The 14,648-nt window shown below is 59.8% G+C and carries 11 protein-coding genes; 6 read left to right on the plus strand and 5 right to left on the minus strand.

All coding sequences use genetic code 11. The features are described 5' to 3' along the window. Positions 1 to 125 precede the first annotated feature (125 nt). Complete coding sequence (gene metE, locus J2Y90_RS20765) at positions 126 to 2,414, minus strand: 5-methyltetrahydropteroyltriglutamate--homocysteine S-methyltransferase (RefSeq protein WP_253502537.1); 2,289 nt, start codon at positions 2,412 to 2,414, stop codon at positions 126 to 128. 443 nt (positions 2,415 to 2,857) lie between these two features. Here metE and J2Y90_RS20770 point away from each other — a divergent pair, with 443 nt between their 5' ends. After that, positions 2,858 to 4,234, plus strand: a complete 1,377-nt coding sequence (locus J2Y90_RS20770) for a pyridoxal-phosphate dependent enzyme (protein ID WP_252880379.1) — start codon at positions 2,858 to 2,860, stop codon at positions 4,232 to 4,234. Continuing rightward, positions 4,231 to 5,403, plus strand: coding sequence for a cystathionine gamma-synthase (locus J2Y90_RS20775; protein WP_253502540.1), 1,173 nt, complete (start codon positions 4,231 to 4,233; stop codon positions 5,401 to 5,403). Before J2Y90_RS20770 ends, J2Y90_RS20775 begins: the two co-directional genes overlap by 4 nt. A 50-nt stretch (positions 5,404 to 5,453) precedes the next feature. Here J2Y90_RS20775 and J2Y90_RS20780 read toward each other — a convergent pair whose 3' ends face one another. After that, positions 5,454 to 7,082: an ATP-binding response regulator gene (locus J2Y90_RS20780; RefSeq protein ID WP_253502543.1), complete on the minus strand. Its 1,629-nt coding sequence runs from the start codon at positions 7,080 to 7,082 to the stop codon at positions 5,454 to 5,456. Positions 7,083 to 7,196: 114 nt separating this feature from the next. Here J2Y90_RS20780 and J2Y90_RS20785 point away from each other — a divergent pair, with 114 nt between their 5' ends. Beyond that, positions 7,197 to 7,799, plus strand: a complete 603-nt coding sequence (locus J2Y90_RS20785; protein ID WP_253502546.1) for a LuxR C-terminal-related transcriptional regulator — start codon at positions 7,197 to 7,199, stop codon at positions 7,797 to 7,799. A gap of 7 nt (positions 7,800 to 7,806) precedes the next feature. Here J2Y90_RS20785 and J2Y90_RS20790 read toward each other — a convergent pair whose 3' ends face one another. Next, positions 7,807 to 8,805 (minus strand): bile acid:sodium symporter family protein, encoded by a 999-nt coding sequence (locus tag J2Y90_RS20790; protein WP_253502549.1) that lies wholly within the window; start codon positions 8,803 to 8,805, stop codon positions 7,807 to 7,809. 82 nt (positions 8,806 to 8,887) lie between these two features. Between J2Y90_RS20790 and J2Y90_RS20795 the strand changes: the two genes are divergently transcribed. From J2Y90_RS20795 to J2Y90_RS20805, 3 genes are all read left to right on the plus strand, one after another. Then, positions 8,888 to 9,676, plus strand: coding sequence for an AraC family transcriptional regulator (locus tag J2Y90_RS20795; protein WP_253505274.1), 789 nt, complete (start codon positions 8,888 to 8,890; stop codon positions 9,674 to 9,676). Between the two features lie 163 nt (positions 9,677 to 9,839). Beyond that, entirely contained in the window at positions 9,840 to 10,313 is a 474-nt protein-coding gene (locus J2Y90_RS20800; RefSeq protein WP_253502552.1) for a hypothetical protein, read from the plus strand. A 175-nt stretch (positions 10,314 to 10,488) separates the two neighbouring features. Further along, on the plus strand, positions 10,489 to 11,463 hold the full coding sequence (locus J2Y90_RS20805) for a TerC family protein (RefSeq protein WP_253502555.1): 975 nt from the start codon (positions 10,489 to 10,491) through the stop codon (positions 11,461 to 11,463). Positions 11,464 to 11,587: 124 nt separating this feature from the next. On the opposite strand, the gene J2Y90_RS20810 is transcribed toward J2Y90_RS20805, so the two are convergent. Both J2Y90_RS20810 and J2Y90_RS20815 read right to left on the minus strand, forming a co-directional pair. After that, a complete protein-coding gene (locus J2Y90_RS20810) occupies positions 11,588 to 12,688 on the minus strand; it encodes a polyamine ABC transporter substrate-binding protein (RefSeq protein WP_253502558.1) in 1,101 nt (366 codons plus the stop codon). Positions 12,689 to 12,938: 250 nt separating this feature from the next. Next, the gene (locus J2Y90_RS20815; RefSeq protein WP_253502562.1) at positions 12,939 to 14,345 is read right to left on the minus strand and encodes a purine-cytosine permease family protein; all 1,407 of its coding nucleotides are present in this window, start codon (positions 14,343 to 14,345) and stop codon (positions 12,939 to 12,941) included. Positions 14,346 to 14,648 lie beyond the last annotated feature (303 nt).

Consider the following 14,648-nt stretch of genomic DNA (forward strand, 5'->3'; position numbering starts at 1 on the left):
CCGGAATCACACCCCCCCTGTAGGAGTGAGCCTGCTCGCGATAGCGGTGGGTCAGTCGCTTATGTGTTGAATGACACTCCGCTATCGCGAGCAGGCTCACTCCTACAGGGGGACTGCGGTGGCTACTATGCCCACTCTTTGCGCAGCTGCCGCGCGGCTGTGACCATGTGCACCAACGCCGCTTCGGTTTCCGGCCAGGCACGGGTTTTCAGGCCGCAGTCCGGATTGACCCATAGACGCTCAGCCGGAATGCGCCGGGCAGCTTTGCGCAGCAGCCCGACCATCTCCGCCACATCGGGAATGCGTGGCGAGTGTATGTCGTAGACGCCCGGGCCGATGTCGTTGGGGTAGGCGAATGCTTCAAATGCCTCGAGCAGTTCCATGTCCGACCGAGAGGTTTCGATGGTGATGACATCGGCGTCCATCGCCGCGATCGACTCGATCACGTCGTTGAACTCGCTGTAGCACATGTGCGTATGGATCTGCGTCTCGTCGCGCACGCCGGAGGCGCACAGGCGGAACGCTTCGCTCGCCCAGTGCAGATATGCCTGCCACTGCGCCCGGCGCAACGGCAAGCCCTCACGGAACGCCGCTTCGTCGATCTGCACGATGTTGATTCCGGCGGCTTCCAGATCATTGACTTCATCACGGATCGCCAGCGCCAGTTGTCGTGCCTGGACCTCACGGCTGACGTCTTCGCGAGTGAACGACCACATGAGCATGGTCACCGGGCCGGTCAGCATGCCTTTCATGACCTTGTCGGTCAGGCTTTGGGCGTAGCGGATCCACTCGACCGTCATTGCTTGCGGGCGGCTCAGGTCGCCGAAAATCACCGCCGGCTTCACGCAACGCGAACCGTAGCTCTGCACCCAGCCGAAGCGGGTAAAAGCGTAGCCATCGAGTTGTTCGGCGAAGTACTCGACCATGTCGTTGCGCTCAGCCTCACCATGCACCAGCACATCCAGCCCGAGGCGCTCCTGAATTTCCACCGCGTGGCGGATTTCGCTGTGCATGGCGTCGGTGTAATCCGCCGCGCTGAGTTTGCCCTGCTTGTAGGCCTGACGCGCCAGACGAATCGCCGCCGTTTGCGGAAACGAACCAATGGTGGTGGTCGGGAACAGCGGCAGATCGAGCTTGCGCCGCTGTTTGGCAATGCGCTGGGCAAACGGCGATTGACGTTGCGCATCGTTGGCCGTGATCGCCGCTACCCGTGCTTGCACCGCCGGTTTGTGAATGCGCGGCGAGGCGGCGCGACTTGTCTGCACCCCACGGCTCTGCGCCAACGCGCGCAGCACCTGCGGCGCTTCCGGCTCGCTGACCGCCTGGGCGAGCACGGCGACCTCTTCGCACTTCTGCACGGCAAACGCCAGCCAGCTTTTCAGTTCGGCATCGAGTTGGTCTTCACGACTCAGGTCCACCGGGCTGTGCAGCAACGAGCAGGACGGCGCGATCCAAAGACGATCACCCAGACGCTCATGGGCATGCCGCAGCGTCGCCAGCGCGTTCTGCAGATCGCAGCGCCAGACGTTACGACCGTTGACCACACCGAGGGACAGCACTTTGTAGGCCGGCAGGCGATCCAGAATGGTCGGGTACTGATCCGGCGCGCGCACCAGATCGATGTGCAGGCCATCGACCGGCAGGTTCGCTGCCAGGCCGAGGTTTTCTTCCAGGCCACCGAAGTACGTGGCGAGCAGTTTTTTCAGCGGATCGCGCTGTATCTGGTTGTAGGCGCGCTCGAAGGCATTCTTCCATTCCTGCGGCAGATCGAGCACCAGGATCGGCTCATCGATCTGCACCCACTCCACGCCCAGTGCCGCCAGCCGCGCAAAGATCTGCCCGTACAGCGGCAGCAGGCGATCGAGCAAATCGAGCTTGTCGAAATCGGCGCCTTTGGTTTTGCCCAGCCACAGATAGGTCAACGGGCCAATGATCACCGGTTTGACGTTGTGCCCCAGCGCGCGGGCTTCTTCGGTTTCTTCAAACAACTGCTCCCAACCCAGCTGGAACTGTTGATCAGCGCTGAATTCCGGCACGAGGTAGTGATAGTTGGTGTCGAACCACTTGGTCATCTCCTGAGCGTGAGCGCCGCCGCAGCAAGCGGTGCTGACACCCCGGGCCATGCTGAACAGGGTCTGCAGCGTGGCTTTGCCGTCGTGCGGGCGGAAGCGCTCGGGGATCACGCCGAACATCAGCGAGTGGGTCAGCACCTGGTCGTACCAGGCGAAATCGCCGACCGGCAGCAAGTCTATGCCGGCGTTTTTCTGCAGATCCCAATGGGCCTTGCGCAGCTCACGCCCGACCTCACGCAGGCCCGCCTCGTTCAGTTCTCCTTTCCAGAATGCCTCTTGCGCTTTCTTCAGTTCGCGGTCGCGACCAATGCGCGGAAATCCAAGGGAATGGGCCAGTGCCATGAGAACAACTCCAGGTGCTTATTCGATGGCGGCCATTGTCGGGAACGAGGCTTGATGAAACAAACTCAATTTATTCTAGATCATCACAAGTTCTACTCATGCAAAATTCCGCGTGTAGGCGCCGCCGAAGGCTGCGATATTCGGGCTGCGGGACGCAGAGCGTCCCCGGCGGCATTCCCACGCAGAGCATGGGAACGATCATAACTGCCACGCCCAGATCAAGCTTTTGTCGCGGCGAAGACGCCCTTTGAATACTCGATGACGCCTCGCTGTAAACACGTTTGAACTGTTCCGGCAGCTTGGCAAATTCGTTCTATCGTTAGATCCAAATGGCTGGATTTCTCAAGGATTAAAGGTTGCGAGGGAAGATGTCTGCGCCTAAGTTGCACGCGAGTCTTTTCCCCGCGATCGGAACGCGATCAACACCATAAAGAGGTGAAGAAATGTCGAAGGAATCACGCCCTGCCGTGCTTGGGCTGATAGGCAATACTCCGCTGGTTCAGGTCACCCGTTTTGATACCGGACCGTGCACGCTGTTTCTCAAACTCGAATCGCAGAATCCCGGCGGCTCGATCAAGGACCGTATCGGTCTGGCGATGATCGACGCCGCTGAACGTGACGGCCGCCTGCAACCGGGCGGCACGATTGTCGAGGCCACGGCCGGCAACACCGGTCTCGGTCTGGCGCTGGTCGGCCGTGCCAAAGGCTATCGCGTGGTGCTGGTGGTGCCGGACAAGATGTCCACCGAGAAAGTCCTGCACTTGAAGGCCATGGGCGCCGAAGTGCACATCACCCGCTCCGACGTCGGCAAGGGCCATCCCGAGTATTACCAGGACGTCGCCGCGCGTTTGGCCAAGGACATTCCCGGGGCGTTTTTCGCCGATCAGTTCAATAATCCCGCCAACCCGCTGGCCCATGAATGCAGCACCGCGCCGGAGATCTGGGCGCAGACAGAACATGATCTGGACGCCATCGTCGTCGGCGTCGGTTCGGCCGGCACGCTGACCGGGTTGAGTCGTTTCTTCAAACGTGTGCAGCCGAATCTGGAAATGGTTTTGGCGGATCCGGTCGGTTCGGTGATGGCCCAATACAGCCGCGACGGCAGCCTGCCGACGCCCGGTTCGTGGGCGGTCGAAGGCATCGGCGAAGATTTCATTCCGTCGATCACCGACCTGTCCAGCGTGCGCCACGCCTACTCGATCAGCGACGAAGAAAGCTTCGATCACGCCCGCCAGTTGCTCAAGGCCGAAGGCATTCTCGGGGGTTCATCGACCGGCACCCTGTTCGCTGCCGCGCTGCGTTATTGCCGCGAACAGACCGAGCCGAAACGCGTGGTCAGCTTTGTCTGCGACACCGGCACGCGGTACCTGTCGAAGGTCTACAACGACCAGTGGATGACCGATCAGGGCCTGTTGCAACGCAAGGGGTACGGCGACTTGCGCGACTTGATCGCCCGGCGTTTCGAGGACGGACGGGTGATCAGCGTCGGCCCTGACGACACCCTGCTCACTGCGTTCCAGCGCATGCGTCTGGCGGATGTTTCGCAACTGCCGGTGCTGGTCGAAGGCAAGCAACTGGTGGGCGTGATCGATGAGTCCGACATCCTGCTCGGCGTGCACGAAGACGCCGCCCGCTTCAGCCAGTCGGTGTCCAGCGTGATGACCGACAAACTGCAAACCCTTGCCCCGGCTGCGAGCCTGGCCGAGCTGGAAGCGGTGCTCAGCCGTGGCCTCGTTGCGATCATCGCTGACGCGTCCGGCTTCCATGGCCTGATCACCCGCACCGACATGCTCAACCAATTACGGAGATCCCTTGCATGAGTCAGCACGACGATAAATCCCAAGGCTTCGCCACCCGGGTGATCCACGCCGGGCAGGAGCCGGACCCGACCACCGGCGCGCTGATGCCGCCGATCTACGCTAACTCCACCTACCTGCAAGACAGCCCCGGCGTGCACAAGGGTTTCGACTACGGCCGCTCGCACAACCCGACGCGCTTCGCCCTGGAACGCTGTGTCGCCGACCTCGAAGGCGGCACCCGCGCATTCGCCTTCGCCTCAGGGCTGGCGGCGATTTCCACGGTGCTGGAATTGCTCGATGCCGGCTCGCACATCGTTTCCGGCAATGATCTTTACGGTGGTACGTTCCGCCTGTTCGACAAGGTTCGCCAGCGCAGCGCCGGGCATCGCTTCAGCTTCGTCGACCTGGCCGACCTGTCGGCGTTCGAAGCCTCGCTGCAGGACGACACACGCATGGTCATGGTCGAAACCCCGACCAACCCGCTGCTGAGCCTGTCGGACCTGGCCGCAATCGCGCGCATCTGCCGCGCTCGCGGGATCATCTGCGTCGCCGACAACACCTTTGCCAGCCCGTACATCCAGCGGCCGCTGGAGTTGGGTTTCGACATCGTCCTGCACTCGACCACCAAATACCTCAACGGCCACTCCGACGTGATTGGTGGCATCGCCGTGGTCGGGCAGAACGCCGAACTGGCGGAAAAACTCGGTTTTCTGCAGAACGCCGTCGGCGCGATTTCCGGGCCGTTCGATGCGTTCCTGACCTTGCGCGGGGTGAAAACCCTGGCGCTGCGCATGGAGCGCCATTGCAGCAACGCCCTGGATCTGGCGCAGTGGCTCGAGCAGCAACCGCAGGTCAAGCGCGTCTACTATCCGGGCCTGACGTCGCATCCGCAGCATGAACTGGCCAAGCGGCAGATGCGCGGTTTCGGCGGAATGATTTCCGTCGACCTGAACAGCGACCTGGCCGGCGCACGGCGTTTTCTGGAGAACGTGAAGATCTTTGCGTTGGCGGAAAGTCTGGGCGGTGTGGAAAGCCTGATCGAACATCCGGCGATCATGACGCATGCGACGATTCCACCGGAAACCCGCGCGAAGCTGGGGATTGGCGATGGGCTGGTGCGGTTGTCGGTCGGGGTTGAAGACGTCGAAGACCTGCGTGCCGACCTGGCCCAGGCACTGGCAAAAATATAAACCGCCGAGAACCATGAAGCCCACCCGGAGTGGGCCTCGTGGCTCGGGATTTACATGGCGTTTTCGACCGCTTCGCCTTGTCGATCACGCAGGGCGCGTAATGTCGCGCGCAACTCGGCCGGGCGAACAGGTTTCGACAGAATGGCAATCTGCCGATCGTGCAAGGCGGCCTGAATTTTTTCGACGTCATGCCCGGTGATGATCATCGCCGGCACGGCCCAGCCGCGTTGTTTTCGCACATCGTCGATGCATTCGATACCCGTGGCGTGAGTACCGAGGTCATAGTCGGCGACGATGATGTCGCAGTCAGTTACCAGGTTCTCAGCCGACCACTCGGCCTGCACCACACAGCCCCAGCGCTCGAGCAAAGCCGAAGTCGCCAGCAGCACATTGCGGTCATCCTCCACCAGGCACACCTTCAGCCCTGTCAACAATCCGACCTGCCGCGCTTCACCGCGAACGACCAGTGACTGCGGCGCCGCCACGATCGGCACACCCGCAAGGGTCACAGCAGTGCCGCGCCCCAACTGTGAACGCAGAGCAACTTGCACATCGATCAGTTCACCGAGACGCTTGATGATCGACAGGCCCAGCCCTACGCCTTCAACGTCTTTGTCCCGCACTTGCCGCACCCGATAAAACTCCTCGAAAACCTTGAGCAGGTGCTCTTGGGCAATACCATTGCCGCAGTCATAAACAACAATGGCCAGCCCTGCCCCGCGTTTACGCACGCCGATCAACACTGGCCGCTGCGCGCCGTATTTGAAGCAATTGGAAAGCACGTTCTGCACCATGGTCGCCAGTAGCGCCGGGTCGGTTCTGACCCAGTAGTTGCAAGGTCGCAGCCGCAGTTCGACACCCGCCCAACGCGCCGCTTCCTGATGTTGGCGGACGATGTCCGCGAGCCACTCACCGAGGTTCAGCGTTTGCCATTTCGCCTCGACCCGGCCGTTATCAAGGGTGTAAAGATCGAGAATCGAACGAAACAACTGCGAGACGTTGAGCAGTGAGCGGTCGATATTATCCACCAGCCGTCGCTCGTCATCGCCCAGGGACGATTCACGCAGGCACGCAGTAAACAAGCCGATGGAATGGATCGGCTGGCGCAGATCGTGACTGGCCTGCGCCAGAAACCGCGACTTTTCCAGGTTAGCCGCCACCGCCTCTTCCGACGCCTTGCGCGTGCGCTCCAGCAGCAAGTGCGCATAAAACGGGATCACCGTGCTGGTGATCAACAGCATCAACACCATGAACGGTTGCGCCTGCCAATAGGGCGTCAGGCGATAGACCACCAGCAGCGCCAGCAATGCAAGGCCGGTGGCAATCGCCAGATAACGCGAGCCGTAGCGCATGCCGTTGCCGAGATTGACCCAGACCATCACCGCGTACAGAGGCAGCGCCGCCTCGCCGCCAATCACCAGACCAAAACAGGTGCCGGTGTAATCGTGAACCATGGCGAAAATCCGTCGCGCCGGATAATGCCCCGGCCAGCGCGCGATGGCCTGGCGGAACACGATCGAGGCGAGCAGAAACAGGACAATGTAAGTGATGACCGGCAGGTAGGTATCGAAGCGATGGCCCGGCAGAAAACCCAGCACCAGCATGTAAACCACCGCGATGGAGGCGATGATGATGCGTAGGTTGGCCTGGTCGAGTTCGGTGTTTTTCTCAAACTTCATGGTAAACGTCCTTGTGCAGCGATCGTCAGTTTCGGAAGCAGCCTACAGGCAACCTTCGCGTCCGATGCTAAGGTGCAGGCCTTGAATCACGCCTGACCCAGGGAGGGTCACGTCATGACATGCCGGATCATCATAGCCGACGATCACCCACTGTTTCGCGAGGCGATGTTGCGCACGGTCCTGCGTCTGCTGCCCGACGCAATTGTCGAAGAGGCCGGCGACTTCGACGCCGTGCTCGCGCTGCTGGCAGTGGGCACCGAACCCGATACTTTGATGCTCGATCTGCGTTTTCCCGGGCTGACCTGCATAAGCCAGCTCGCCGACTTGCGCCGACAGTTGCCGCGCACCACGCTGATCGTGGTGTCGATGGTCGACGATCAAGCGCTGATCAGTGAAGTCATGGCGGCGGGCATTGACGGTTTTATCGGCAAGAACATTGCACCGGATGAAATCGGTCAGGCGATTCTGGCGATCCGCGAGGGTGAGGTACTGGTGAAATCGGCGCCTTCCGGCCTGCTGCCGCTGGAAACCGCGACGACGCTGACACCGCGTCAACAGGACGTGCTGCGGTTGATCGCGCAAGGCAAGACCAACAAGGAAATCGCCCGTGAACTGGACATTTCGCCGTTCACGGTGCGCATCCATGTGTCCTCGTTGTTGCGCACGCTGGACGTGCCGACGCGGGCCGCAGCGGCGGTCAAGTACTCGGGGCTGTGAAGGGTTTTTACGGGTCGACCTGCGCCATCAGATCAGGCACCGACTCCGGCCGCTTCGCATATCGTTGCGCCAACACCGCGCAGACCATCAGTTGAATCTGGTGGAACAGCATCAGCGGCAAAATCAGCACGCCGATGGTGCTACCTGCAAACAGTACCTGCGCCATCGGCACACCGGTGGCCAGGCTCTTTTTCGAGCCGCAGAACAGAATGGTGATGCGGTCTTCCTGGTTGAAACCGAATGCCTTGCCCAACAGGGTCGAGGCCACCAGCACCAGCGCCAGCAGAATGCAGCAGACCGCCACCAGCCCGAGCAATTCGAACAGCGGAATCTGCTGCCAGATGCCTTCGTTGACCGCTTCGCTGAATGCGCCGTAAACCACCAGCAGAATCGAACCCTGATCAACGAATTTCAGCCAGTTCTTGTTGCGCCCGACCCACGCGCCGATCCAGCGGCGGGCGATCTGCCCGGCGATAAATGGCAGCAGCAACTGCACGCTGATTTTCACGATCGCATCGAGCGTCGAACCGCCGTCGCCGTGGACGTTGAGCAGCAACGTCACCAGCAGTGGCGTGAGAAAAATCCCGAAGAGGCTGGACGCCGCCGCGCTGCAGATGGCCGCCGGAATATTGCCCCGCGCCAGCGAAGTGAACGCGATGGCCGACTGCACCGTGGCTGGCAATGCGCAGAGGTAGAGCATGCCCATGTACAGCTGATCGCCGATCAGCGGTGACAGCAACGGCTTCAGCGCCAGGCCGAGAATCGGGAACAGCACAAACGTCAGGCTGAACACCAGCAGATGCAGACGCCAGTGGCCGGCGCCGGCGATGATCGATTCGCGCGACAGCTTGGCGCCGTGCAGGAAAAACAGCAGGGCGATGGCGATGTTGGTCAGCCAGCCGAAGCCGACAGCGACCTGGCCGCTGGCGGGCAGAAAGCTCGCCAGCACGACAACAGCGATCAAAGTCAGGGTGAAGTTATCGGGCAGAAAACGTGGGCGCGTCATGAGGTTCATCCGGGGGTTGCCAGTGCGTACCGACGACTCTAACGTGACTGACCATTACCGACTAACGCCGAAGAGCCACAAGATGCCGCCTAAAGGACATGCCAAGAGCGTTCGCCGCAGTGTTCCCGGGTTGCCCAGCCTGCCGCGTCCTGTGTATGGACGTACCGAATCACTGCCCAATCGCGCCCTCACCCGCCGTCATAGCCATCCGTGGGTGCAGTTGTCCTACGCGATTCAAGGCGTGCTCGAAGTGCAGACCAGCGCCGGGCGTTTCGTCGCGCCGCCGGAGCGTGCGGTGTGGATTCCGGCCGGCGTGCCACACCGGGTGTTCAGCGCGCCACACACTGAAATGCGCAGCCTCTACATCGAGAGCCGCGTCACCGGTTGGGCGGCCGAACATTGCCATGTACTCGGCGTCAGCGATCTGCTCAGGGAGTTGATCCGCGCTTTCAGTCTGGTCCCGGTGGAATATGACGAGAGCGGCCCTGACGGACGCCTGGCCCAGGTCATCCTCGACCAACTCGCGGACGCGCCGACCATCGACCTGATGCTGCCGCTGCCGCAAGACGCGCGCCTGAAGCAGATCTACCAGAGCCTGGAGCAACACCCGGAACAGCAGACCACCCTGAGCCACTGGAGCAAAAAATTCGGCGTCACCGAAAAGACTCTGACGCGGCTGTTTCTGCGCGACACCGGCCTGACCTTCCGCGCCTGGCGCCAACGCCTGCGCCTGCTCGGGGCGCTGACGCCCTTGGAAAAAGGTGAGCGTGTGACCGACGTCGCGCTGGCCTGTGGATACGACTCGACCTCGGCGTTTATCGCGGCGTTTCGGCAGCAGTTTGGTGAGACGCCGGGGGAGTTTTTTCGTTGAGAATTAATTGATGTGACAGTTCGGCAAGGGAGCGAATAGCACAACTCCAGAAACGCCACAACTGACAAGTCTGACAGTTGTCAGCGCAATCCATAAAGCCTAGCGTTTGAACGGAGCGCTTGCCGTTATTCCGCTCCACACACTGAAGACTAAGGAGCTATCAATGACTGAGATCGAACTCGCTGAACTTGGACTTGACAGAGCTAAAAAGCCTCTTTCCCGTCACAGTAAAGAATTCACGAAAGCAGAGTATTACAAAGTCGTTTTCTTACCCAGATTCCCTCTGATCGAAGAATTCAAGCCTAACAAATACGTTTATGCCTCTCTGACTGAAAATAGCATCAGCGTCCTCGGGACCCATGATTCTGCCAATGATTTTTATCAGCTTTCCATTGTCATGCCTCGCGACGTTAAAAACGGCATATATGATGTTGTCGAATCGGGCGATGGCGGAGTGAGGTGCACTGTAATCGCAGGAGACATTGGTTACTCTGGCAGGAATGGCACCGTCACCATTGAACAAGATAAAACTCGCCAGTCAATCGAGGCGACATTCGACTATGAATTTCTATACAAGAAACAAATTTACAGAGTGGAAAGCGGAAAACTGTTCCTGCTGGCAACAGGGCCTCTATGAGCAAGGCATGTTGTGCAGGTACCTCAGCGCCAGCACGTGACGCCGCCGCTAGGCGTTCGGATGCTTCGCTTTTAACGAACTGTTACGCAGAAATAAACGATTTTTCTTTGCCACAAATCAATCGCTAGCATGGCCCTGTCTGACCCTGAGCAAATAAAAGACAGGAGAGCGTGCCATGCCTGCCACGAACATCAATATCGGCGAACCCTGGATGTGGGGAGCCTTCATCGTCTTCGTTCTGGCCATGCTGGCCCTGGACTTGTTTGTCTTCGGCGGGCGCAAGGCGCACCGGGTGTCGGTGCGGGAAGCAATGGCCTGGGTGGTTGCCTGGTGCCTGTTGGCGCTGAGCTTTGCCGGTCTGCTCTGGTGGTATCTGCATGGCGAATTCGGTAGCGAAATCGCTCGGCAGAAAACCCTGGAATTTCTCACCGGCTATCTGATCGAGCAGTCCCTGTCGATCGACAACATGTTCGTCTTCGTGATGATCTTCAGCTACTTCGCGGTGCCACCGGAATTGCAACGGCGCGTGCTGCTGTACGGCGTGCTCGGCGCGATCGTGATGCGCGCGGTGATGATCTTCGCCGGCGTGTGGCTGGTGTCGCAGTTCGAATGGCTGCTGTACGCGTTCGGTGTGTTCCTGATCATCACCGGGATCAAGATGCTGGTGTTCGCTGATCATCAACCGGATCTGGAAAAGAATCCGATGCTGCGCTGGGTTCGCGGGCATATGCGCATCACCAGTGGCTTTCACGGCGAGAAGTTTTTCATCCTGCAGAATGGCGTGCGCTGGGCAACACCGATGTTTCTGGTGCTGGTGCTGATCGAGGCCAGCGACTTGATGTTCGCGGTCGACAGCATCCCGGCGATCTTCGCCGTCACCACCGACCCGTTCATTGTGTTCACCTCGAACATCTTCGCGATCATGGGTCTGCGCGCGTTGTACTTCCTGCTGGCGGACATGGCTGACCGCTTTCATTTGCTCAAGTATGGGTTGGCGGTCGTGCTGGTGTTCATCGGCGGCAAGATGGTGCTGATGCCATGGTTCCACATGCCGGTGGAATGGTCGCTGGCAATAGTCGGGTCGGTGATTCTCGGGTCGGTGCTGTTGAGCCTGGTGACTTCCCGCGAAGCTGAACGCCGCACCGAATGACACAACACAACCCCACCTGTGGGAGCGAGCCTGCTCGCGAATACGCCGGATCAGTCAACATTTGAGTTGAATGACCCACCGCTTTCGCGAGCAGGCTCGCTCCCACATTTGAAGTGCGGTGGTGTTATTTATCGGATTTGATACTGGTCCACACCCGCGTGCGCACCCGCTCCATTTTCTGCGGCAACGGCTGGACCACATACAGGGTTTTCAACGCTTCGCTGGTCGGCGTCAGGTTGGGGTTGTCGGTAATGTCTTTGTTGACCAGCGGCATCGAGTCCTTGTTGGCGTTCGGATAGCCGAGGAAATCGCTGATCGGTGCGATCACTTTCGGATCGAGCAAGTGGTTGAGGAATTCGTGAGCCTCGGCAACGTTCTTCGCGCTCTTCGGAATGGCGAACGTATCGAACCAGATCGGTGCGCCCTCCTTTGGCAAACGCCAGTCGACCACCACGCCATTTCCCGCTTCTTTGGCGCGATTACCGAACTGATAAAAACTGCCGGAGTAACCGATCGCCACACAGATGTCGCCATTGGCGATGTCGGTCATGTACTTGGCCGAGTGGAAGTAGGTCACGTAGGGACGGATTTTCAGCATCAAGGCCTTGGCCTTTTCGTAGTCCGCCGGGTTCTGGCTGTTCGGATCCAGGCCGAGATAATGCAGGGCCAGCGGCAGGATCTCCGACGGCGAATCGAGCATCGCTACGCCGCAGGCCTTGAGTTTTTCCATGTTCTCGGGCTTGAACACCAGATCCCAGCTGTCCACCGGCGCATTGTCGCCCAGGGCAGCCTTGACCTTGGCCGGGTTGAAACCGATCAAAACCGTGCCGTACATGTACGGCACGCCGTATTGGTTGCCGGGGTCGTTGGCGTCGAGCAACTTGAGCAACGCCGGATCCTGGTGCTGCCAGTTCGGCAGTTTCGACTTGTCGAGTTTCTGGAACACGCCGGCCTTGATCTGGGTGTCGAGGAACTGGTTGGAGGGCACCACCAGGTCGTAACCGGAGTTGCCTGTCAGCAGTTTGGCTTCCAGCGATTCATTGGTGTCGAAGGTGTCCCAGGTCACTTTGATCTTGCTTTGCTCAGCGAAATCCTTGGGCACTGACGGCAGGACGTAATCCGCCCAGTTGTACACCCGCAGTTGGCGCTGCTCGGCCTGGACGGCGCTGGCCAGCAGCGTCAGCCCACATACAGTGGCGCCCAGAATGCGTTGGATCGTGACCATGGTTGTTTCCCCGAATGCGACGTGAGATCGATGGTTTTTATGTTCTTTACACGGCAGTGGCTGTAACGATAGCCGAGGGCAAAAAGGGTAGAGCGTGTTTGTTATGGCTTTGATTCTTGCTGACAGCGCAGCCGGATGACAGTAGCCGGCGGGCCAAAAGGGGATCGATATGGCCAATGTCCGTGACCGCTGAAATGCGCAAACAAAAATGCCCGGCTCTGGGCCGGGCATTGCTGGATTGCGATTGCAGTCAGTCGGTATAGCCGAGTCTGGCCGCCCTGTTCTGCTGCGCCTGCCCGCGAGTCGCCAGGCAGTAATACAGCGGCACGGTGACCACCAGGCCAACCAGCCATGACAGATCCGCACCTTCCACCAGATTGGCGTACGGCCCGACGTACAGCGAGGTGTTGGCAAAGGGCAGTTGCACGATGATGCCGATGAAGTAGGCAATGATCGCGTGCAGGTTGAAACGCCCATAGATCCCGCCGTCGGCGCGGAAGATCGAGGTGATGTCGTAGTCGCCGCGCTTGATCAGATAGAAGTCGATCAGGTTGATCGACGCCCACGGCACCAGCACCAGCAACAACGCCAGAATCAGGCCGATGAATTCGGAAATGAAATCCGCCGAAGCACCGAGGGCGACCACGCAGCACCCGGCCAGGATCACGCTCGACAACACCACGCGCACCTTGATGCTCGGCGTCCACTGGCTGGCGAAGGTCTGGATCGAGGTGATGATCGACAACACCGCGCCATACAGATTCAGCGCGTTGTGGCTGATGATATTGAGCAGAAACAGCACCATCAGAATCGGCCCCAGCCAGCCGGTGGACTGCTTGACCGCCGCCATCGCCTCAGTGCCTTCCGGCGTCGCCAGCACCGCAACCGCGCCAAAGCTGAACGACAGAATCGTGCCCAGCGTCGCGCCCAGATAAGTCGCCCAGAACGGTTTGGCAATGCCGATATCCGCTGGCAGATAACGCGAGTAGTCGGACACGTAGGGTGAAAAGCTGATCTGCCAGATGATCCCCAGCGACACCGTCGCCAGCCAGCCCGAGAGGTTGAAACTGCCGCGCGTCAGGAAGTCCGCCGGCAAGTCATGAGCGAAGATGTAGATGAACCCGGCGAGCAACGCTCCGCCCATCACCCAGGTGCCGATGCGGTTGAGGGTGTGGATGAAGTTGTAGCCGATCACACCGATCGCGGTGGCCGCCAGCGCGCCGATCAGAATGCTCAGCGGTGCCGGCACCGACGGCGCGATGCCGACAATGGATTTGCCGGCCAGCACAATGTTGGAAATGAAGAAACCGATGTAGATGAGCGCCGCGAAGAACACGATCAGCAGCGCGCCATATCGGCCGAACTGGCCGCGACTCTGGACCATTTGCGGAATGCCCATGCGCGGGCCCTGGGCCGAGGCCAGCGCAATCACCACGCCGCCGATCATATGCCCCAACGCAATCGCCAGCAGCCCCCACAACAGATTGAGATGGAACACCTGAACCACCATGGCGCCGGTGACAATAGGCAGTGGCGCGATGTTGGTGCTGAACCACAGAGTGAACAGGTCGCGGGCCTTCCCGTGGCGTTCCGCGAGTGGGACGTAATCGACCGTATGATTCTCGATCAACGGATCTTGCCGGGACATCTGGGACATATGCGTGAACTCGAGTTTGTCTGTTTTTATCTTTGTATGAAGCCAAACCGGGAGGACTCTTGGGTCGCCCCTCAGATGCAGACCATATTATGGTATTCCAAGCTTTGCACAAGCCTGATCTGCTGAATCTGTCGCTCTCTGATCCGCTATCCTCGCTGATCCCACCCCCGTCTCGCTAGCTGAAAGCCCCGTAAACACTGAGTTTCCGACGAAAGCCGTACGTTTATCGTTTCATCAGAAAAGCCCTTGCAAGATATGTATTACGGTATACCATCAGACCTACAAATCATAAAAACCGCGTCA

The sequence above is a fragment of the Pseudomonas koreensis genome (assembly GCF_024169245.1).
Taxonomy (GTDB): Bacteria; Pseudomonadota; Gammaproteobacteria; order Pseudomonadales; family Pseudomonadaceae; genus Aquipseudomonas; species Aquipseudomonas koreensis_F.

Excerpts from the sequence above, each read along its gene's own strand:
- J2Y90_RS20815 (WP_253502562.1), bottom strand. The coding sequence starts at position 14,345 with ATGTCCCAGATGTCCCGGCAAGATCCGTTGATCGAGAATCATACGGTC.
- J2Y90_RS20800 (WP_253502552.1), top strand. The coding sequence starts at position 9,840 with ATGACTGAGATCGAACTCGCTGAACTTGGACTTGACAGAGCTAAAAAG.
- J2Y90_RS20770 (WP_252880379.1), top strand. The coding sequence starts at position 2,858 with ATGTCGAAGGAATCACGCCCTGCCGTGCTTGGGCTGATAGGCAATACT.
- J2Y90_RS20780 (WP_253502543.1), bottom strand. The coding sequence starts at position 7,082 with ATGAAGTTTGAGAAAAACACCGAACTCGACCAGGCCAACCTACGCATC.
- J2Y90_RS20810 (WP_253502558.1), bottom strand. The coding sequence starts at position 12,688 with ATGGTCACGATCCAACGCATTCTGGGCGCCACTGTATGTGGGCTGACG.
- metE (WP_253502537.1), bottom strand. The coding sequence starts at position 2,414 with ATGGCACTGGCCCATTCCCTTGGATTTCCGCGCATTGGTCGCGACCGC.
- J2Y90_RS20790 (WP_253502549.1), bottom strand. The coding sequence starts at position 8,805 with ATGACGCGCCCACGTTTTCTGCCCGATAACTTCACCCTGACTTTGATC.
- J2Y90_RS20805 (WP_253502555.1), top strand. The coding sequence starts at position 10,489 with ATGCCTGCCACGAACATCAATATCGGCGAACCCTGGATGTGGGGAGCC.
- J2Y90_RS20795 (WP_253505274.1), top strand. The coding sequence starts at position 8,888 with ATGCCGCCTAAAGGACATGCCAAGAGCGTTCGCCGCAGTGTTCCCGGG.
- J2Y90_RS20785 (WP_253502546.1), top strand. The coding sequence starts at position 7,197 with ATGACATGCCGGATCATCATAGCCGACGATCACCCACTGTTTCGCGAG.
- J2Y90_RS20775 (WP_253502540.1), top strand. The coding sequence starts at position 4,231 with ATGAGTCAGCACGACGATAAATCCCAAGGCTTCGCCACCCGGGTGATC.